Origin of the sequence: Devosia sp. MC521, from assembly GCF_014127105.1 — a bacterium.
In the GTDB taxonomy this organism is placed as follows: domain Bacteria; phylum Pseudomonadota; class Alphaproteobacteria; order Rhizobiales; family Devosiaceae; genus Devosia.
The window spans coordinates 1,576,770-1,595,730 of sequence record NZ_CP059902.1; the positions used below are offsets into that span (position 1 = coordinate 1,576,770).

Annotated in this window: 20 protein-coding genes; 18 read left to right on the top strand and 2 right to left on the bottom strand. The window is 56.5% G+C overall.

The features are described 5' to 3' along the window. Positions 1–62 precede the first annotated feature (62 nt). On the top strand, positions 63–737 hold the full coding sequence (locus H4N61_RS07565) for a putative N-acetylmannosamine-6-phosphate 2-epimerase (protein ID WP_169193985.1): 675 nt from the start codon (positions 63–65) through the stop codon (positions 735–737). Continuing rightward, positions 734–1,591 (top strand): ROK family protein, encoded by an 858-nt coding sequence (locus tag H4N61_RS07570; RefSeq protein ID WP_169193984.1) that lies wholly within the window; start codon positions 734–736, stop codon positions 1,589–1,591. Before H4N61_RS07565 ends, H4N61_RS07570 begins: the two co-directional genes overlap by 4 nt. A gap of 17 nt (positions 1,592–1,608) precedes the next feature. Here H4N61_RS07570 and H4N61_RS07575 read toward each other — a convergent pair whose 3' ends face one another. Continuing rightward, entirely contained in the window at positions 1,609–2,211 is a 603-nt protein-coding gene (locus H4N61_RS07575; protein ID WP_182395669.1) for a YigZ family protein, read from the bottom strand. 68 nt (positions 2,212–2,279) lie between these two features. Next, positions 2,280–2,492: a hypothetical protein gene (locus tag H4N61_RS07580; protein WP_169193982.1), complete on the bottom strand. Its 213-nt coding sequence runs from the start codon at positions 2,490–2,492 to the stop codon at positions 2,280–2,282. 689 nt (positions 2,493–3,181) lie between these two features. Between H4N61_RS07580 and H4N61_RS07585 the strand changes: the two genes are divergently transcribed. The 16 genes from H4N61_RS07585 (at position 3,182) to H4N61_RS07660 (ending at position 18,956) form a co-directional block, all read left to right on the top strand. Beyond that, complete coding sequence (locus H4N61_RS07585; protein WP_182395670.1) at positions 3,182–3,730, top strand: porin family protein; 549 nt, start codon at positions 3,182–3,184, stop codon at positions 3,728–3,730. A gap of 318 nt (positions 3,731–4,048) precedes the next feature. After that, a complete protein-coding gene (locus H4N61_RS07590) occupies positions 4,049–4,633 on the top strand; it encodes an outer membrane beta-barrel protein (RefSeq protein WP_169193980.1) in 585 nt (194 codons plus the stop codon). 492 nt (positions 4,634–5,125) lie between these two features. Then, positions 5,126–5,491, top strand: coding sequence for an NADH-quinone oxidoreductase subunit A (locus H4N61_RS07595; protein ID WP_169193979.1), 366 nt, complete (start codon positions 5,126–5,128; stop codon positions 5,489–5,491). Beyond that, the gene (locus H4N61_RS07600) at positions 5,482–6,063 is read left to right on the top strand and encodes an NADH-quinone oxidoreductase subunit B (RefSeq protein ID WP_169193978.1); all 582 of its coding nucleotides are present in this window, start codon (positions 5,482–5,484) and stop codon (positions 6,061–6,063) included. The genes H4N61_RS07595 and H4N61_RS07600 overlap by 10 nt, the downstream gene beginning before the upstream one ends. A 10-nt stretch (positions 6,064–6,073) precedes the next feature. Further along, positions 6,074–6,709, top strand: coding sequence for an NADH-quinone oxidoreductase subunit C (locus H4N61_RS07605; protein WP_169193977.1), 636 nt, complete (start codon positions 6,074–6,076; stop codon positions 6,707–6,709). Then, the gene (locus tag H4N61_RS07610; protein WP_169193976.1) at positions 6,709–7,899 is read left to right on the top strand and encodes an NADH-quinone oxidoreductase subunit D; all 1,191 of its coding nucleotides are present in this window, start codon (positions 6,709–6,711) and stop codon (positions 7,897–7,899) included. The genes H4N61_RS07605 and H4N61_RS07610 overlap by 1 nt, the downstream gene beginning before the upstream one ends. Next, positions 7,899–9,164 carry an NADH-quinone oxidoreductase subunit NuoE gene (nuoE, locus tag H4N61_RS07615; protein ID WP_169193975.1) on the top strand — a complete coding sequence of 422 codons (1,266 nt, stop codon included), beginning with the start codon at positions 7,899–7,901 and terminating at the stop codon, positions 9,162–9,164. The genes H4N61_RS07610 and nuoE overlap by 1 nt, the downstream gene beginning before the upstream one ends. Then, on the top strand, positions 9,164–9,382 hold the full coding sequence (locus H4N61_RS07620) for a hypothetical protein (RefSeq protein ID WP_169193974.1): 219 nt from the start codon (positions 9,164–9,166) through the stop codon (positions 9,380–9,382). Before nuoE ends, H4N61_RS07620 begins: the two co-directional genes overlap by 1 nt. Continuing rightward, positions 9,372–10,679: an NADH-quinone oxidoreductase subunit NuoF gene (gene nuoF, locus H4N61_RS07625; protein ID WP_169193973.1), complete on the top strand. Its 1,308-nt coding sequence runs from the start codon at positions 9,372–9,374 to the stop codon at positions 10,677–10,679. Before H4N61_RS07620 ends, nuoF begins: the two co-directional genes overlap by 11 nt. A gap of 4 nt (positions 10,680–10,683) precedes the next feature. Continuing rightward, positions 10,684–12,783 (top strand): NADH-quinone oxidoreductase subunit NuoG, encoded by a 2,100-nt coding sequence (gene nuoG / locus H4N61_RS07630; RefSeq protein ID WP_169193972.1) that lies wholly within the window; start codon positions 10,684–10,686, stop codon positions 12,781–12,783. A gap of 9 nt (positions 12,784–12,792) precedes the next feature. Beyond that, positions 12,793–13,890, top strand: coding sequence for an NADH-quinone oxidoreductase subunit NuoH (gene nuoH / locus H4N61_RS07635; RefSeq protein ID WP_169193971.1), 1,098 nt, complete (start codon positions 12,793–12,795; stop codon positions 13,888–13,890). Continuing rightward, positions 13,890–14,378, top strand: a complete 489-nt coding sequence (nuoI, locus tag H4N61_RS07640) for an NADH-quinone oxidoreductase subunit NuoI (RefSeq protein WP_169193970.1) — start codon at positions 13,890–13,892, stop codon at positions 14,376–14,378. Before nuoH ends, nuoI begins: the two co-directional genes overlap by 1 nt. Positions 14,379–14,389: 11 nt before the next feature. Continuing rightward, positions 14,390–14,998, top strand: coding sequence for an NADH-quinone oxidoreductase subunit J (locus H4N61_RS07645; protein ID WP_169193969.1), 609 nt, complete (start codon positions 14,390–14,392; stop codon positions 14,996–14,998). Positions 14,999–15,013: 15 nt separating this feature from the next. Further along, positions 15,014–15,322 carry an NADH-quinone oxidoreductase subunit NuoK gene (gene nuoK / locus H4N61_RS07650; protein ID WP_169194180.1) on the top strand — a complete coding sequence of 103 codons (309 nt, stop codon included), beginning with the start codon at positions 15,014–15,016 and terminating at the stop codon, positions 15,320–15,322. Between the two features lie 11 nt (positions 15,323–15,333). Then, a complete protein-coding gene (gene nuoL / locus H4N61_RS07655) occupies positions 15,334–17,382 on the top strand; it encodes an NADH-quinone oxidoreductase subunit L (RefSeq protein WP_169193968.1) in 2,049 nt (682 codons plus the stop codon). Further along, positions 17,382–18,956: an NADH-quinone oxidoreductase subunit M gene (locus H4N61_RS07660; protein ID WP_169193967.1), complete on the top strand. Its 1,575-nt coding sequence runs from the start codon at positions 17,382–17,384 to the stop codon at positions 18,954–18,956. Before nuoL ends, H4N61_RS07660 begins: the two co-directional genes overlap by 1 nt. Positions 18,957–18,961: the final 5 nt, after the last annotated feature.

Genomic DNA, 18,961 nt, shown 5'->3' on the forward strand with positions numbered 1-18,961 from the left:
CCGTTTCCGGCGGCGACACGTTCGCCCGTTGCCGCCGGTACTCTCGTTTAAAGGACTAGATCGTGGACATTTTGAGCCGCATCCGTGGGGGCCTGGTGGCCTCGTGTCAGCCAGTAGATGACGGTCCGATGGATCGCCCAGAGATTGTTGCGGCCATGGCGCAGGCCTGTGTCGCCGGTGGCGCTGTTGCTCTTCGCATTGAAGGTGTCGACAATCTCAAGGCGACCCGCCCGCTGGTCAATGTCCCGATCATTGCCATTGTAAAATCTGATCTCGAAGACAGCCCTGTTCGCATTACCGTGCGTGTTTCGGAAGCTATCGCTTTGGCAGAAGCCGGTGCCGACATAATAGCCTATGACGCGACTGACCGCGCGCGTCCTGACAGCAAGGAAGCAGTGCTGGCTGCTATTCTCGGAGCCGGGAAAATTGCGATGGCAGACAGTTCGACTCTTGCTGATGGCAAGCTAGCGCTCGCTGGTGGTGCGCAGATTTTGGGCACGACCATGTCCGGCTACACCGAGGCAACAGCCGGGAATAACGATGGACCGGATTTCCGGCTTATCCGCGACTTCAAAGCCTTAGGTGCATTTGTTATGGCTGAAGGCCGCCTTAATTCACCTGACTTGGCCGCAGCAGCCATGCAATCTGGTGCAGACGCGGTTACCGTTGGTAGTGCCTTGACGCGTCTCGAACATGTTACCTCTTGGTTCGCTGACGCCATTCGGAGCGCAAAATGAGCCTAAGCGGGTTCGCGGTTGATCTGGGCGGCACTAAGATCGCAGCAGCGCGCATTGAAGACGGTCGCGTGGCCGTAAAAGTGCAGGATATGACAGATCCCGCTGCGGGTCTGCACGCGCAAATAGATAAGATGGCGGACCTGTTGAGAGGCATCGGTCATTCAGAAGGTCAGCCTGTTGGTGTCGCTGTCGCAGGGCGCGTTGATCACCAAGGCAATTGGCACGCGGTTAATACCAAAACTCTCAGTGCAATTACGGCGGCGCCGTTGGGCGCCTTGCTCGGCGAGCGCTTTGGCCACAAAAGCTGCGCAATAAATGATGCGGCGGCGGCGGCAGTTGCTGAAGCGAAGTTGGGGGCTGGGCAGGGGGCGTACAATTTTGCTTATATCACAGTGTCTACTGGCGTTGGCGGCGGCCTTGTCCTCGGTGGGAAGCTTGTCGAAAGCTCTAACGGCCTTGCCGGCCACGTTGGTTTCGTCTCATCGCCGTATGGCTCAGCGCGTTGCGGTTCCGGGCGTGTAGGAACTGTTGAGAGCATTGCCGGTGGTAAGGCTTTAGCCGCGGCGGCTGGGCTTGCAGATGCGAAAGCGGTTTTTGAAAGTGGCGAGCATGAAGGCGTTATCGCGCTCGCCGCTGCTAGCGTCGGCACACTGATAACGGATCTCACTTCAATTTTGGGGTTGGACCGCGTTGCCATCGGCGGAAGCATCGGCTTGGCACCAGGATTTCTCGATCGGGTGAAAAGTCAGGTTGCCGCTGAGCCGGAGCTGTTCCGCACCGAGATTTGTGCTGCTGCACTAGGGCACGACAGTGGGCTGCTCGGAGCATTGATGCATTGCCAAGACAAGTCGTGAGCGGATTGCTCTAAGGGTCAGCTTTCGTCCTGCGCAAAGACTAAGGCGCGGCCGCGGGTACTGTTGATGGCGTAAGCCCGCAGTTCCTCGGCGGCGTCACGAGCCACAGCAATTGTCAGGTTCGCACCTGTCGCGGTGAAGTCTTGTGCCGAAATGCTGGCATAGGGAAACGTAGGGATGCGCGCTTGAAGGAGTGCTACGTCCTCGAATGGCACCGTAATCTTGACGGTGCTCATTGCGATCAACTGAGCTTTCTCGGCGTTTCGCAAGCATTGGGCGGCGGTTCCGCCATAAGCTCTGATTAGTCCGCCACTGCCGAGGAGTACGCCCCCAAACCATCGCGACACGTTGACGACGACGCCATCTAAATTCTGACCGTCAATGGCCTGCAGTATCGGCTTTCCTGCTGTGCCACTCGGTTCGCCGTCATCACTGAAGCGATAGGCTTGGCCGAGGCGCCATGCCCAACAATTATGCCCCGCATCAGTTGCGGCACTCTCCGTTAGAAATTGCTTCGCGTCCGCCTCTGATGCAATGGGAGCAGCCAGGGCGATGAAGCAACTCTTCTTAATGTCCTGCCGAAATGTTGCAGTGTTGATGAGCGTGAAACGGTCCGTCATTTACCAAGGGTACCATTCCTTGCTCAGGTGCGGAAATAGCATACCGTTTTCCGTTCACAGGCAGCGTTTTACGTTTTGCCTGCGAGTTCACGTTGGCGGTGAATGAATTTGATGGCTGTGGAATAGCGATTGTGCAGCTTTCGGTAGCTGACCAGTATGCCTTCGCTCACTTGCGCGTTTTCGAGCTGAACGTAGATCGCTTTGAATTCCTGCTCGATCTCGTGAGCATCCTCAAGCAAGCTTTGAATTTGTTTCTCAGTTAGTCGTACGACAGTCGCCATTGTTCGCCTCCATTGAATGGAAAAATGGGCGGGGCCGTTGTCGGTTCCAACGAGGGCGAGAGCGCAGAGGCTATTCAGGCAGCACGAAGCTCAAGCCAATCGATCCTTGCGCCTGCCAAATCACGCGACACGGTTCAAGTCGATGCGAGAAGAGTAGATAGCAGTCAGCGGCGACCTTAGTTTCTTCATCCAGGCGAACTCGAGCACCGCCGGATGATTGCTCGATAATCGTCCCGGCTGCGCGCAGAAGCCCGTCACCCCAGACGAGCGTCGCTGGCAATCGCACTCTATCTCGTTCTTGGTCGCGCCGGTCGTTTTTCATGGACGACTGATTTGGGCCGAGTCGGCGAACGAGAAGCTAAAGCAGTGACTAAAATTGTATCTTTATCGCTCTATCCACAGTGTTGAATTCTACTAAAGTGATGTTAAATATAAGGAATTATGCTCTTGTGTAAATCTTGCGCCGTTGATTGAGGATACCGATTGCATTCTAAGTAATTGGAACCGAACGCGCGCCACTTCGTTTTTCGACTGCAGGCACCTCCCTCCCTGCGACCTCCAGTAGTCCCCGGTTCATGCACACAAGGCCGGGGACTTTTTTTTGTCTTGAGGGCATGGAGACGATTTGGAACTCCGCCATCGCTGCTGAGTTAGAGGTATAGCAAGGGCCGCACCGCAGGGGGTGCCAGATGAAATCGCAAATTCGAATTCTCATTCTGATACTGAGCGCGGTGTCGAACACTGGCTTGGCTGGTGCTGCTGAGCCTATTGCGGTGCCCATATCCACCTCTGCTTCTTTGCCTATCTACGATGAAGCCGACTTTGATTGGTCTGGACTCTACGCCGGGATCAGTGCTGGCCCTGCGCTCGATAATGACGGTGGAGCGTTAGCGCTGGGTGCGCAGCTTGGCATTCAAACCCAGTTCGACTTTTACTTAGTTGGAGCGGAAGTTGCCGTCCGTGGGCTTCCTGGCACCACAGGTCATGACGCTATGGCCTATGGTGAGATCCTTGGCAGGGCAGGGGTTATCGCGACTGATAGCCTACTCGTGTACACAGCAGCCGGGTACGGGCTGGATTTGGGACCTCAGCCAAACCAACAAGTCCTATTAGGCGGCGGGCTCGAAATTCCGATTTCGGACTCGGTTTCCTTGGGTGCGCAATATCTCCGTGGTGTCCCGATCTCCGGTGGGGAGCCCACGAATCTGATCACTTTTGGCGCTAATTGGCATTTTTGATCAAAGTGATAACGAATCTTAAATGAATGCGCGCGGCGGCGTGCGTTCGAATGTTGCAAACAGGGCGGAAATGTGTCACTACTGTGATCTGCCGCCCTATTGTGCTGCGCCATCTGGCTGCAAGGGGTGTGGATGGACGCAAAAGCTAGGATTTGTCTCAAATTGGAGCGAATCCGTAGTTTCTTTGCAACACCATGGGCCAATTGGTCATGGATTCTTAGCCTCACTGGCTAAAATGCGCTTTGACGCACTTGTATCTTCCCTCTGTCTGAGTCATTTACAGGGCGACTACGGTTAACTCTATTGGGAGTGCAAGATATGTTTGTACGTTCTCTGGCTATCGGCGTTTCGGCCGCAGCTCTTATGGTTGGTGGCGCTCAGGCAGCTGACCTCATCATCCCAACCACCCCACAGCCAATCATCGAAACCTCTTCGGGTTTTGATTGGGAAGGTATCTATGCTGGTGCTCGCGTTGGCGGCCAGTGGGTTGGTACTCAGCAGTACGGTAACGCAGGTCGTATCGACACCACCAATGGTGTTCTCGGCGTTGCAGCTGGCGTGAACTTCATTCCAATGGACCCAGTTCTGGTTGGTCTTGAAGTGACCGGTGACTGGCTCTGGAACGACTCGTACTCGTCCGGTGAATTCTTCGCTAACCTCCGCGTTGGTGCTGTCGTAACCGACAACGCACTCGTATACGCAATCGGTGGCGTTGGCTTCCAGGCTCGTGAAGGCGTTGACAATGCTGGTATCTACCAGCTCGGCGCTGGCGTTGAATTCGCTGTAACCGACGCAGTAACCGTTCGCGGTGAAATCGTTGGTCAGGGCGCATTCGACAAGAATGGCTCGGACGACTTCTTCCGTGCGACCAAGGCAACCGTTGGTGCCTTCTACCACTTCTAAGCCAAGATAACGTATCGGGGCGCTTCGCGCGCTCCGATGCTTTACTTGCACCCAATTCGGCGGACCGCTCGCGCGGTTCGCCGTTTTGTTTTTTAGGGTGCCCTACACTAACGAGCGGTGCGTAAAACGCTCGCGAGAAAATTGGTACATGTGATCGATTCTCTTCGGCTTGAGATTTCGGCCTGTCGTTGCCCGTTTAGGGGCTGAATGGTGCTCGGCTAGTGCAATATAATGCAGTCGGCTGGGAGAGATTTGCCGGTCAATGCGACAAATTGCACTGGCTAATGCCAGAGAAACTGCACTAATTTCCAGTATTCGACAGCAGTCCGATTACATGATTGTGGTGGTCATGTTTTCTTTCCCTTGAAACAGGATGGGGGAAGGTCTAATCGGTTTCGCATCACCGGCGTGTCGGTACACTCGCCCCAATTGCGATGCTACCCGCATGCCAAACGGCCGCCCTGGCCGGAACACAGTTTTTAGGCTGCTCGCATGACTGATTTGCTCAGCGATTATTTGCCCATTGTTATCTTCATCGCCTTGTCGGGCCTTATCGGCGCGGCATTGCTGATTGCGCCATTCTTGATCGCCGTTAAACGTCCCGACCCTGAAAAGGTGTCGGCTTTCGAAGCTGGCTTCGAGGCGTTCAGCGACGCGCGCATGAAGGTTGATGTGCGTTTTTATCTGGTCGCGATTCTGTTCATCATTTTTGACCTCGAAGTCGCCTTCCTCTTTCCTTGGGCTGTAGCCTTCCGGGATGTCGGTTGGTTCGGTTTTTGGTCGATGATGGTTTTCCTCGCGGTGCTGACCATCGGGTTTATTTACGAATGGAGTAAGGGAGCTCTCGAATGGGATTGAGCCACGCAGATACCACGCTGGTTACGCCCCGTCCGACAGGTGCTCTGGACCCGGCGACGGGCAGGGCAGTTGGTGCTGACGATCCGTTCTTTGTCGGCGTGAACAACGAGCTGGCCGACAAGGGCTTCCTTGTGACCACGGTCTCTCAATTGATCACTTGGGCGCGCACTGGTTCGCTGATGTGGATGCAGACAGGTCTGGCTTGTTGCGCTGTCGAGATGATGCAGATGTCCATGCCGCGCTATGACGTGGAGCGCTTCGGTACGGCGCCCCGTGCGTCGCCGCGCCAGTCGGACGTTCTGATCGTCGCCGGTACGCTGACGAACAAAATGGCGCCCGCTCTGCGCAAGGTCTATGACCAGATGCCCGAGCCGCGCTACGTCATTTCCATGGGCAGTTGCGCCAATGGCGGCGGCTACTACCACTATTCCTATTCGGTCGTTCGCGGTTGCGATCGCATTCTGCCCGTAGACGTCTACGTTCCAGGCTGCCCGCCCACTGCTGAAGCGCTGCTCTACGGCATTCTTCTTTTGCAAAAGAAGATCCGCAGAGACGGCACGATCGAAAGATAAGGGCAGGGTCATGGACGAAACTGAAATTTTGGACACTGCCGTCGTTGTGGACCCGCAAGTCGCACTGGGGGAATATATCGCCGCATCTCTGGGAGACGCAGTGATTGGCTTTGACGTCGCTTTCGGGGATCTGACGGTTTCCATAGCGAAGGATGCCGTTGTAGATGTCGCGCGGTTTCTGCGCGATGACGCAAAATGTCGCTTCATCTCTTTTGTGGATGTCTGCGGCGCGGACTATCCAGAACGCGAACAGCGGTTTGACGTGGTTTACCACTTGCTGAGTCCGCACCTTAATCAGCGTATCCGGTTCAAGCTGCAGACGGACGAGAATAGCCTTGTGCCGTCGATTTGCGACGTGTTCGCCGGGGCAAACTGGTTCGAGCGCGAGGTCTATGACCTCTACGGCGTTTTGTTCTCAGATCACCCCGATTTGCGTCGCATCCTCACCGACTACGGTTTTGACGGCAATCCGCTGCGCAAGGACTTCCCGCTCACCGGCTTTGTAGAAGTTCGCTACGACGAAGAGCGTCGTCGCGTTGTCTATGAGCCGGTTAAGCTCGCGCAGGAATTTCGTGCGTTTGATTACCTGTCACCATGGGAAGGCACGGACTATGTGCTGCCCGGCGACGAAAAGGCGAAGAACTGATGAGCGAAGTAGACGTTCGCAACTTCACGCTAAACTTCGGCCCTGTGCACCCTTCGGCGCACGGTGTGCTGCGTATGATCTTGGAGCTCGACGGTGAAATCGTTGAGCGCGTTGATCCCCATATCGGCCTGCTGCACCGCGGAACTGAAAAGCTAATCGAGCACAAGACCTATCTGCAGGGACTGCCGTATTTCGATCGCCTGGACTATGTGGCGCCGATGAACCAGGAGCACGCCTATGTGCTGGCAGTTGAACGCATGCTCGGCATCGAAGTGCCTCGCCGTGGCCAGCTTATTCGTGTCCTGTTTGCCGAAATCGGCCGCTTGCTCGCGCATTTGATGAACGTGACCACGCAGGCCATGGACATTGGTGCGCTCACGCCCCCTGTTTGGGGGTTTGAACAGCGCGAAAAGCTGATGATTTTTTATGAGCGCGCATCGGGCGCTCGTATGCATGCCGCCTACTTCCGTCCTGGTGGTGTGCATCAGGATCTGCCGCAGGCGTTGGTCGATGATATCGGCCAATTCTGCAAGGATTTCATTCAGCCACTCGAAGACATTGACCGCCTTCTCACCAACAACCGCATCTTTAAGCAGCGTAACGTCGATATCGGTGTTGTCCCGCTCGAAGAAGCTTGGGGGCGTGGGTTCTCGGGGGTCATGGTTCGTGGTTCGGGCGCTGCTTGGGATTTGCGCAAGGCACAGCCTTACGACGCCTATGCCGAAATGGATTTCGACATCCCAACTGGCCAGAATGGGGACTGCTACGACCGCTATCTCGTCCGTATGGAAGAGATGCGTCAGTCGACCCGCATTATGGCGCAGTGCGTTGATAAGCTGAACGCTCCGGACGGGAAGGGGCCAGTGGCCTCTACTGATGGTAAGGTCGTTCCGCCTAAGCGCGGTGAGATGAAGCAATCGATGGAAGCGCTCATCCATCACTTCAAGCTCTACACCGAAGGGTTCAAGGTACCTGCCGGTGAAATCTATGCCGCCGTCGAAGCGCCAAAGGGCGAGTTCGGCGTTTATCTGGTGTCTGATGGCACCAACAAACCCTATCGTTGTCACATTCGTGCGCCGGGCTTTGCCCATCTAAGCGCCATGGATTACCTGTGCCGTCACCACATGCTGGCTGACGTTACGGCAATTCTCGGATCGATCGACGTTGTGTTCGGAGAGGTTGATCGCTGATGTCGGTGCGTCGCCTTGCGGAAGAGTCGGTACAGCCGGCAAGTTTCGCCTTTACTGCAGAAAATCAGGTCTGGGCTGAAAAGCGCATTGGCCTCTATCCCGCGGGACGCCAGCAATCAGCTGTGATCCCTCTGTTGATGCGTGCCCAAGAGCAGGATGGCTGGGTCACTCGCGCCACGATCGAAAAGATCGCTGAAATGCTTGGCATGCCCTATATCCGGGTGCTCGAAGTCGCCACCTTCTATACTCAGTTCCAGCTGCAGCCTGTGGGCACACGTGCTCATATTCAGGTCTGTGGCACCACGCCTTGCATGCTGCGCGGCGCAGAAGGACTGATCGAAGTTTGTAAGAACAAGATCCACCACGAACCGCACCACCTCAACGAAGACGGCACGCTGTCTTGGGAAGAAGTGGAATGCGCTGGCGCGTGTGTGAACGCACCAATGGTTGCGATCTTCCAAGACACCTACGAGGATTTGACGCCGGAACGCCTCGAAGAAATCATCGACGCTTTCCATGCTGGTCGTGCTGACACGATCAAGCCAGGCACCCAGATCGATCGTCTGAACGCTGCGCCTGCTTCAGGCTTGGTTGTTCTCACTGAGGAGCCAACTGCCAAGCGCGAAAAGTTCGTACCGCCTCCGGCTCCAGACGCTCCAGCAGCCGTGCCCGCCGCTGGTGCCGCGCCGCAAGCGCCGACTACGGCCGCGCAGCCCAAGAACATCGCGCCTGAGGCGGCACCTGCGCTCAAGGGTGCGCCTGTTGAGGCCAAAGTTTCGACCGCTCAGGCCGAAAAGGACCGTAAAGACGCTGCTGTCTCAGCAGGGGCAGACGGCAAGCCGAACACAGCAATGCGTGAAGGCGCCACCGGCGCTGAATCGTCAGCAGGCAAGGTCGACGGCGGCAAAGGCGTTGGAAGCGACAACGAGCCTGCTGTGGTTGCAGCCTCCGCTAACCCCAAAGAAGTCACTCCGAATGCTGAGAAGGGCGGCGTGATGCCACTCTTTGTGGCTCCCTCGGGCGCTGCGGATGATCTCAAGCTTATCTCCGGTGTCGGCCCCGTCATCGAAAGCAAGCTCAACGCGCTTGGCGTGACCCGTTATGATCAGGTTGCCGCTTTCAGCGACGAGGATTTTGCCAAGGTTGAAGCTGCACTGTCCTTCCCCGGCCGTGCCCAGCGCGACAATTGGAAAGGTCAGGCTGAGGCTTTGGCCAAGGGCGGGATTGAAGAATATCGGCGTGTCTTCGGGAAGGATCCCCGTTGATGGCTGATGGCAAAGTTGACCTAAGCAAGCTGACCATGGTCGAAATCCTCCTTCTGGTGGCATTCGCGATTATGGGGACAGCTATAGTCTCAGGTCTCGGGATCGTCGCAGGCATTCAGCTCGATGGGCTGGTTGCTGCGGTGATTGGGGCGGTCATCGGTATGACCGCCTGGTGGTTTTATGTAGTGAAGCGGAAAGCTGATCATCATGCTCGCTGACAAGGATCGCATTTTCACCAACCTCTACGGCCGCCACGACTGGCGTCTGGAAGGCGCGCGGAAACGTGGCGCTTGGGTTGGCACTAAGGAATTTATCGAGTCCGGGCGTGACTGGATCACCAATGAAGTGAAGGCCTCTGGCCTACGCGGTCGTGGTGGTGCAGGCTTCCCGACGGCACTCAAATGGACCTTCATGCCAAAGGTCAATGACGGCCGGCCACACTATCTTCTGGTGAACGCCGACGAATCCGAACCGGGCACATGTAAGGACCGCGAAATCCTGCGCCACGATCCGCACCACCTGATTGAAGGGTGTTTGTTGGCGGCGCGCGCCATGGATGCGCACCTCGCGTTTATCTATGTGCGCGGCGAGTTCATCCGTGAGCGTCAAAACCTCGAACATGCTGTGCAGGAGGCCTATGACGCCAAGCTGATCGGCAAGGATAATATCCACGGTTGGGACTTGGATATCATCGTCCACCACGGCGCAGGTGCTTACATCTGCGGCGAAGAAACGGCGTTGATGGAAAGCCTAGAGGGCAAGAAGGGGCAGCCACGCCTCAAGCCGCCATTCCCAGCGGGTATGGGCGTTTATGGCAACCCAACTACTGTCAATAACGTGGAATCCATCGCCGTAGTGCCGGAAATTCTCCGTCGTTCCGGCGCTTGGTTCGCCAATATCGGCCGCGCCAATAACACGGGCACCAAGCTCTTCATGGTTTCGGGGCACGTCAACAATCCCTGTACCTTTGAAGAAGCCTTGGGTGAGAACTTCAAGGACATCATCGAAAAGCACTGCGGCGGCATCCGCGGCGGTTGGGATAATTTCCTTGCAGTGATCCCGGGCGGTGCCTCGTGTCCGATCGTGCGGGCCGAAAACATGATGGACACCATCATGGACTTCGACGGTCTTCGTGAGAAGAAGTCGAGCTTCGGAACCGGCGGCATGATCATCATGGATAAGTCGACCGATGTGGTGAAAGCCATCTGGCGCATTTCGGCTTTCTTCAAGCACGAAAGCTGCGGCCAGTGCACGCCATGCCGAGAAGGCACAGGCTGGATGATGCGCGTTCTTGGCCGAATGGTTGAAGGCCGTGCACAAAAGCGCGAAATCGACATGCTGTTTGAAGTCACCAAGCAAATCGAAGGGCACACAATCTGTGCGCTCGGCGACGCTGCGGCCTGGCCTGTTCAGGGCTTGATCCGTAATTTCCGTGACGTCATCGAAGCGCGCATCGATCAATATACCTGGTCTTCGACCAGCGACGGCGCTGTGCCGTCGATTGCCGCGGAGTAAGCCGATGGCTCAGATCAAAGTCGACGGTACTCTCGTCGAAGTCCCTGACTACTTCACACTCATGCAAGCCGCTGAGGCAGCAGGCGCGGAAATTCCACGATTCTGCTTCCACGAACGTTTGTCTGTGGCCGGCAACTGCCGCATGTGTCTGGTCGAAGTTAAGGGTGGGCCGCCAAAGCCACAGGCCTCTTGCGCCATGGCGGTCAAGGACTTGCGTCCAGGCCCCAATGGTGAACCGCCAGAAATGTTCACCAACACGCCGATGGTCAAAAAGGCCCGCGAAGGCGTGATGGAATTCCTTCTGATCAACCACCCGCTAGATTGCCCGATTTGCGATCAGGGCGGCGAGTGCGATCTGCAGGATCAGGCCATGGCCTATGGTGTCTCTGGTTCGCGCTTCTTTGAGAACAAGCGCGCAGTCGAAGACAAGTACATGGGCCCGCTGATCAACACAGTGATGAACCGCTGCATTCACTGCACGCGCTGCGTTCGCTTCACCACAGAAGTGGCGGGCATTTCTGAACTCGGCCTCATCGGTCGTGGCGAAGACGCAGAAATCACTCCGTATCTGGAACGTGCACTAACCAGCGAAATGCAGGGCAATGTCATCGACCTTTGTCCTGTTGGTGCGCTCACCTCCAAGCCCTACGCTTTCCATGCGCGTCCTTGGGAACTGAACAAGACCGAGTCCATCGACGTGATGGACGCTGTCGGTTCGGCCATTCGCGTCGACTCTCGTGGTCGCGAAGTGATGCGCATTCTTCCGCGCATCAACGAAGCGATCAACGAGGAATGGATTTCGGACAAGACCCGTTTCATCTGGGATGGCCTCAAGAGCCAACGGCTTGATCGTCCTTATGTCCGCAAGAACGGCAAGCTCCAGCCCACAAGCTGGGACGAAGCGCTGTCGGCAGTTGCTGGCAAGATCAAAAAGGCCGGTAACAAGGTCGGTGCGATTGCGGGGGATCTCGCAGCGGTCGAAGAAATGTATGCCCTCAAGGGCCTGCTAGCTTCCATCGGCTCTGGCATGACCGACGTTCGTCCGGCCATGTCCGGCATTGATCCGTCCATGCCGCGCTCGGCCTATATCTTCAACCCGACCATCGCCGGGATCGAAGAGGCCGATGCTATTCTGATCATCGGCGCCAACCCGCGCCATGAAGCAGCTGTTCTGAATTCGCGTATTCGTAAGACTTGGCGCGCCAAGGGTCTTCCAATCGCCGTCATCGGTGATCAGCCAGACCTGAACTATGATTACACCTATCTCGGTGCTGGTTTTGAGACCTTGGCCGACCTCGCATCCGGTAACGGTGCGTTTGCCAATACCCTGGCTTCTGCCCAGCGTCCGCTTATTATTGTTGGCGAAGGTGCAGTGTCGAACGCTGAAGGTGGCAAACAAATCGGTCGCGATGTCATCGCACTAGCCGCCAAGTTGGCGACTGGCGCGAACGTCGCCGAAGGCTGGAATGGCTTTGCGCTTCTGCACAATGCGGCAAGCCGCGTTGGTGGTCTCGACATCGGCTTCGTGCCGCATGACGGCGGCGTTTGCTCAGCTGACCAGATCGCTCTGGCAGGCAAGGGCGAACTCGATGTGCTCTTCCTGCTGGGTGCAGACGAATACGACACTTCCGCCATGGGTAAGGCATTCGTGGTCTACATCGGCTCGCATGGTGACAAGGGGGCCCATCGCGCCGACGTCATTCTGCCGGGTGCGACCTATACCGAAAAGTCTGGTACTTATGTGAATACCGAAGGGCGCGTGCAGGTCACCACCCGTGCAGTGTTCCCGCCCGGCGATGCGAAGGAAGATTGGGCCATTATCCGTGCGCTCTCGGGCGCCATCGGGCAGGCTCTGCCGTATAATTCGCTGACCCAGCTGCGCGCGGCGATCTATGCTGAATTCCCGCATCTGGCCAAGATTGACCAGATCACTCCGGGCTCGGTGAAAGATGTCGCCAAGCTCGCCAAGGCCACTAAGACCAAGTCGGCACCGCTTTCGAGCATCAAGACCGACTTCTACCTCAGCAATCCGATCGCGCGGTCCTCCGCCGTCATGGGCGAATGCGCGGCGATGGCTGCTGGCCTGCGTCAGGCAGCGGAGTAGGGGAGCACAATGGACTTTATTCTTTCGGCCCTCGATTACCTGCTTGGCATCCCTGTCCTCGGATGGGGTGTGCACATCGGTTTCGTCTACAAGGCACTTCTGCTTCTCGTTGGTCTGCTGCTCTTCACGGCCTTTATCCTCTTGGGCGACCGTAAGGTCTGGGCTGCCGTTCAGCTGCGCCGTGGTCCCAATGTTGTTGGTCCCTTCGGTCTCTTCCAATCCTTTGCGGACTTGCTCAAGTTTGCGTTCAAGGAAGCCATTATTCCGGCGGGCGCAGACAAGGTACTGTTCATCGCCGCGCCCCTGATCACCGCCACTCTGGCTCTTGCGGGTTGGGCCGTTGTCCCCGTCGCTGACGGGTGGGCCATGGCCGACATCAACATCGGGATCCTGTACCTACTCGGTATTTCCTCCCTTGGTGTTTATGGCGTGATCATTGGTGGTTGGGCGTCCAACTCCAAATATCCATTCCTCGGTGCACTTCGTTCTGCAGCGCAGATGGTGTCCTACGAAGTCTCCATCGGCCTCGTTATCATCACCGTTCTGCTGTGCGTGGGCTCGCTCAACCTCAACGACATCGTCCAGGCGCAATCCGAGATGGGGATCGCCCATGCTCTAGGCGTGCCGTGGCTCTCGTTCCTGAATTGGTTCTGGATCCCGCTCTTCCCGATGTTCGTAGTGTTCTACATCTCGGCTCTAGCAGAAACCAACCGGCCGCCATTCGATATGGCCGAAGGTGAATCCGAACTCGTTGCCGGTTTTATGACCGAGTATTCCTCCACCCCGTACCTGCTGTTCATGTTGGGCGAATACATTTCGATCCTTCTGATGTGCGCCATGACCACCATCCTCTTCATGGGTGGCTGGGCATCACCGATCGATTTGCCACCGTTCACCTGGATTCCGGGTGTGGTGTGGTTCTTCCTCAAAGTGTCCTTTGTCTTCTTCTTCTTCGCCATGGCCAAGTCGATTGTGCCCCGCTATCGCTATGACCAGCTGATGCGGATCGGTTGGAAACTGTTCCTTCCGCTGTCACTGATCATGGTTGTTATCGTAGCTTTTGTACTTCAGCTCACCGGCTGGGGCTGGCACGGGGGAGCCGTCTAATGCGCGCCTCGCAGATCCTCAACACGCTTCTTCTGAGAGAGTTCGTCTCGGCCTTCTTCTTGGCCATGCGCTACTTCTTCTCGCCGAAGCCAACCATCAACTACCCCTTCGAGAAGGGTGCTGTGTCGCCTCGTTTCCGCGGTGAGCATGCGTTGCGCCGTTATCCCAATGGGGAAGAACGCTGCATCGCCTGCAAGCTGTGCGAAGCCATTTGCCCGGCACAGGCAATTACCATCGAAGCCGGTCCACGCCAGAACGACGGTACTCGCCGTACCGTTCGCTATGACATCGACATGGTGAAGTGCATCTACTGCGGCTTCTGTCAGGAAGCCTGCCCGGTGGACGCAATCGTGGAAGGCCCGAACTTCGAATTTGCAACTGAAACGCGTGAAGAGCTCTACTTTGACAAAGCGAAGCTCTTGGCCAATGGAGATCGTTGGGAGCGCGAAATCGCCGCCAACATCTCTGCTGACGCGCCGTATCGCTGAGAGGGAAGAGCATGACACTTCCATTGTTCTTCTTTTACCTGTTTGCGGCGGTGACCATCGCCTCCGCATTCATGGTGATTTCTGCCCGCAATCCGGTTCACGCCGTGCTGTTCCTCATTCTTGCTTTCGTGAACGCCGCAGGGCTGTTCATGCTGGCGGGGGCTGAATTCCTCGCGCTGATCCTCATCGTTGTCTATGTGGGCGCTGTCGCGGTTCTCTTCCTCTTCGTTGTGATGATGATCGACGTCGATTTCGCGCAGATGCGCCAGGGCATGCTTCAATACGCGCCTATTGGCGTGGTTGTTGGAGTGGTTCTGCTGCTCGAGCTTCTCCTAGTGGCGGGCAGCGCATTTATCGCTCCTGCTGTTGGGACGACCTCTGCGCTGCCAATTAACGACGCTATCGATAACACTCGTGCCATCGGGCAGGTGCTCTACACGCGCTATGTCTTCCTGTTCATGGGAGCAGCGGCTGTGCTGTTGGTTGCCATGATCGGCGCGATTGTACTGACACTGCGCCATCGTCCGGGCATCAAGCGTCAGAGCACTGCGGCGCAGCTGGCGCGTGACCCGAGCAACACGCTCAAGGTCAACAAAGTTAAAACTGGTCAGGGACTGTAGGGGGTTAACATGGGCTTGGGTATCGGGCTCGGTCATTTCCTGACCGTTGCAGCCATTCTCTTCACACTCGGCGTTTTCGGGATTTTCCTGAACCGCCGGAATATCATCACCATCCTGATGTCGGTCGAATTGATCCTTTTGGCCGTGAACCTGAATTTGGTGGCATTCAGCGCGCATCTGCATGACCTGCAGGGTCAGATTTTTGCGCTGATGATCCTCACCGTTGCCGCAGCCGAGTCTGCGATCGGTCTGGCAATCATCGTCATCTTCTACCGTAATCGCGGCACCGTTGCCGTCGAAGACGCTAACTTGATGAAGGGCTAAGAGCACCCGCTATGATCATTCAAGCGATTGTTTTTCTTCCCCTCATTGGGGCGCTGATCGCCGGACTACTCGGTCGACAGATAGGCCACAGGGTCAGTGAATATCTAACGACTGCACTGCTGCTGATCGCGGCCGTATTGAGTTGGATCGTCTTCATTCCGGTCGCCTTTGGCGACGGTTTGGTAGGCGCTGTGAGCGATGGCCACTCATCTGTGGTCAAGGTTGAGGTCATGCGTTGGATCCAGGTCGGTGACATGGATCTGCGTTGGATCCTGCGTGTCGACACGCTCACGGCCATTATGCTGGTCGTCGTGAACACCGTTTCGGCCCTCGTGCACCTGTACTCGATTGGTTACATGCACGAAGATCCGCATCGTTCGCGCTTCTTCGCCTATCTCTCATTGTTCACCTTCGCCATGTTGATGCTGGTGACAGCCGACAACTTCCTGCAGATGTTTTTTGGCTGGGAAGGCGTTGGTCTTGCGTCCTATTTGCTCATTGGTTTCTGGTACACTAAGCCAAGCGCAAATGCGGCCGCAATGAAGGCATTCGTGGTCAACCGTGTGGGTGACTTCGGCTTCGCGCTCGGCATTTTCGGTTCGTTCTTCGTGCTCGGTCACATCGATTTTGATGGTGCCTTCAACGCGGTCGGTGAGTTCGGAACTACCGGACTGCCAGTTTTCAACTTCTTGTCGTGGCAAGTCGACGCCATGACCGTGATCTGCCTGTTGCTCTTCGTTGGCGCGATGGGCAAGTCGGCGCAGTTCCTGCTTCACACCTGGTTGCCTGATGCGATGGAAGGTCCGACTCCTGTGTCGGCGCTTATCCACGCGGCAACCATGGTGACGGCTGGCGTGTTCATGGTCGCGCGTTTGTCGCCGATGTTTGAGACCTCGCCGACTGCGCTCACAGTGATCATCGTCGTCGGTGCCATTACTGCTTTCTTTGCGGCCACGGTTGGTCTCGTTCAGAACGACATCAAGCGCGTCATCGCTTACTCGACCTGTTCGCAGCTCGGTTACATGTTTGTGGCGCTTGGGGTAGGGGCCTACTCGGCCGGTGTTTATCACCTCTTCACCCACGCCTTCTTCAAGGCTCTGCTGTTCTTAGGGGCTGGTGCGGTCATTCATGCCATGCACCACGAGCAGGACATGCGCTACATGGGTGGACTGCGGAAGAAGATCCCCATCACCTATTGGATGATGATGATTGGTACTCTTGCGCTTACCGGTGTCGGCATTCCCGGCACAAACTTCGGCTTTGCAGGGTTCTTCTCGAAGGACGCCATCATCGAAAGCGCATACGCCTTCGGCGGCAACGTTGGGTCCTTTGCCTTCTGGATGCTCGTCATCGCGGCGCTGTTCACGAGCTTCTACTCGTGGCGCCTCGTTCACCTGACCTTCCATGGGTCGCCGCGTGAAAATCCACATGCGCACCACGACGATCATGCGCATGATGATCACCACGGCCACCATGGTTCCGCCTACGACAACGCCCATGAAGCGCCAACTGTTATGCTTGTTCCGCTTTACGTTCTTGCCGTGGGCGCGGTATTGGCTGGCTTTGTGTTCTACGGAATGTTCTTCCACGACGTGGAGCATATCCAGCACTTCTTCGCTGGCTCGATCTATGTCGATGAGCAGATTATTGACGATGCCCACCATGTTCCGACTTGGGTCAAGTGGAGCGCAACCATTGCAATGATCACCGGCTTCGTCGCCGCTTGGTACATGTACATCAAGCGCCCAGACATGCCGGGTCGTGTGGCTGCGACCAACCCAGGGCTTTACAAGTTCCTCTTGAACAAGTGGTACTTCGACGAGCTCTACAACTTCATTTTCGTACGACCGGCGGTTTGGATCGGTAACGCGGTCTGGAAGGGCTTTGACGATTGGCTGATCGACAGCAAACTCACCGAAGGCCTGGGTCGTCGCGTGCAGAATGTCACCAGCTGGGTCGTTAAGCTCCAGTCCGGCTATCTTTATCACTATGCATTCGCGATGCTGATTGGTGTTGCCTTGCTGCTGACCTGGGCCATTACGGCCGGGGGGCTACTCTGATGACCTTTGCCAATTCTATTCTCACGATACTGACTTGGCTGCCGGCACTTGGCGCAGCCCTGCTCCTGCTCACGCCAAAGACCTCGGTCAGTGCGATCCGTTGGATCGCCTTGACCGTAACTCTTCTGGTTCTCGTCGGGGCGCTCGCGCTCTGGCAGAGCTTTGATACGTCAAACGCTGGTTTCCAATTCGTGGTCAACACCCCGTGGATCGGAGACAGCATTGGCTATCGCGTCGGCGTTGACGGCATCTCGGTGCTGTTCGTCGTGCTAACCGCACTGCTTATGCCATTCGCCATTCTCGCGAGTTGGGAAGTAGATACCCGCGTCAAGGAATACATGCTTGTCTTCCTTGTGCTGGAAACGCTGATGATCGGGGTCTTCACGACCCTCGATCTGGCCATGTTCTACGTCTTCTTCGAAGGCACGCTGCTGCCGATGTTCCTGATCATCGGCATCTGGGGCGGTTCGGCTCGCATTCAGGCGGCGTATAAGTTCTTCTTCTACACCTTCGTAGGCTCGGTCTTCATGCTTGTGGCTATGATGGCCATGTATTGGGACGCAGGCACCACCGACATCATGGTTCTTCTGAACCACGGCTTCCCGTCGGAAATGCAGCCTTGGCTCTGGATTGCCTTCTTCGCATCCCTGGCTGTGAAAATGCCAATGTGGCCGTTCCACCGTTGGTTGCCGGAAGCGCACGTGCAGGCACCAACAGCCGGTTCTGTCATTCTGGCGGCAATCCTTCTGAAACTTGGCGGTTACGGCTTCCTCCGTTTCTCCCTCCCAATGTTCCCCGAGGCTTCGGCTCAGTTCGCGAATTTTGTCTTCATTCTCTCGGTTGCTGCAATCATCCTGACCTCACTGGTCGCATTGGTTCAGACCGACATTAAGAAACTGATCGCTTACTCTTCCGTGGCGCACATGGGCTTTGTCACCATGGGCATCTTTGCTGGCAACGCTCTGGGTATCCAAGGCGCCATGTTCCAGATGATTTCGCACGGCTTTGTTTCCGGCGCGCTCTTCCTCTGCGTAGGCGTCATTTATGATCGCATGCACACCCGGGAGATCTCAGCTTATGGTGGTCTCGTCGAACGCATGCCGCGTTACGCCTTTGCTTTCATGGTCTTCACCATGGCCAATGTTGGCCTCCCGGGTACTTCTGGTTTCGTCGGTGAATTCCTCACCATGGTCGGCGTGTTCCAGGTCAACACTTGGGTTGCTTTCGGTGCTGCAACTGGCGTCATCTTCTCGGCCGCCTATGGCCTGTGGCTCTATCGCCGGGTAATTTTCGGCGCGTTGACGAAGGATAGTCTCAAGGGAATCTTGGACCTCAACCTGCGCGAAAAGATCATGCTTTACCCCATGATCGTGCTCACGCTGGTGTTCGGTTTCTATCCTGCACCAATCCTCGACACGACCGCAGCGGCCGTGGACAAACTTGTGGCGCAGTATTCGACCGCCGTTGGCCGTGATGTGGCCGTGGATCAGGCCGATGCGCGTGTCACCCTGGACTATGTAGCACCCGCAGATGGTGCCGCTGAACCGGCTCCGGCCGCCTCAGCATCGCACTAGGAGAC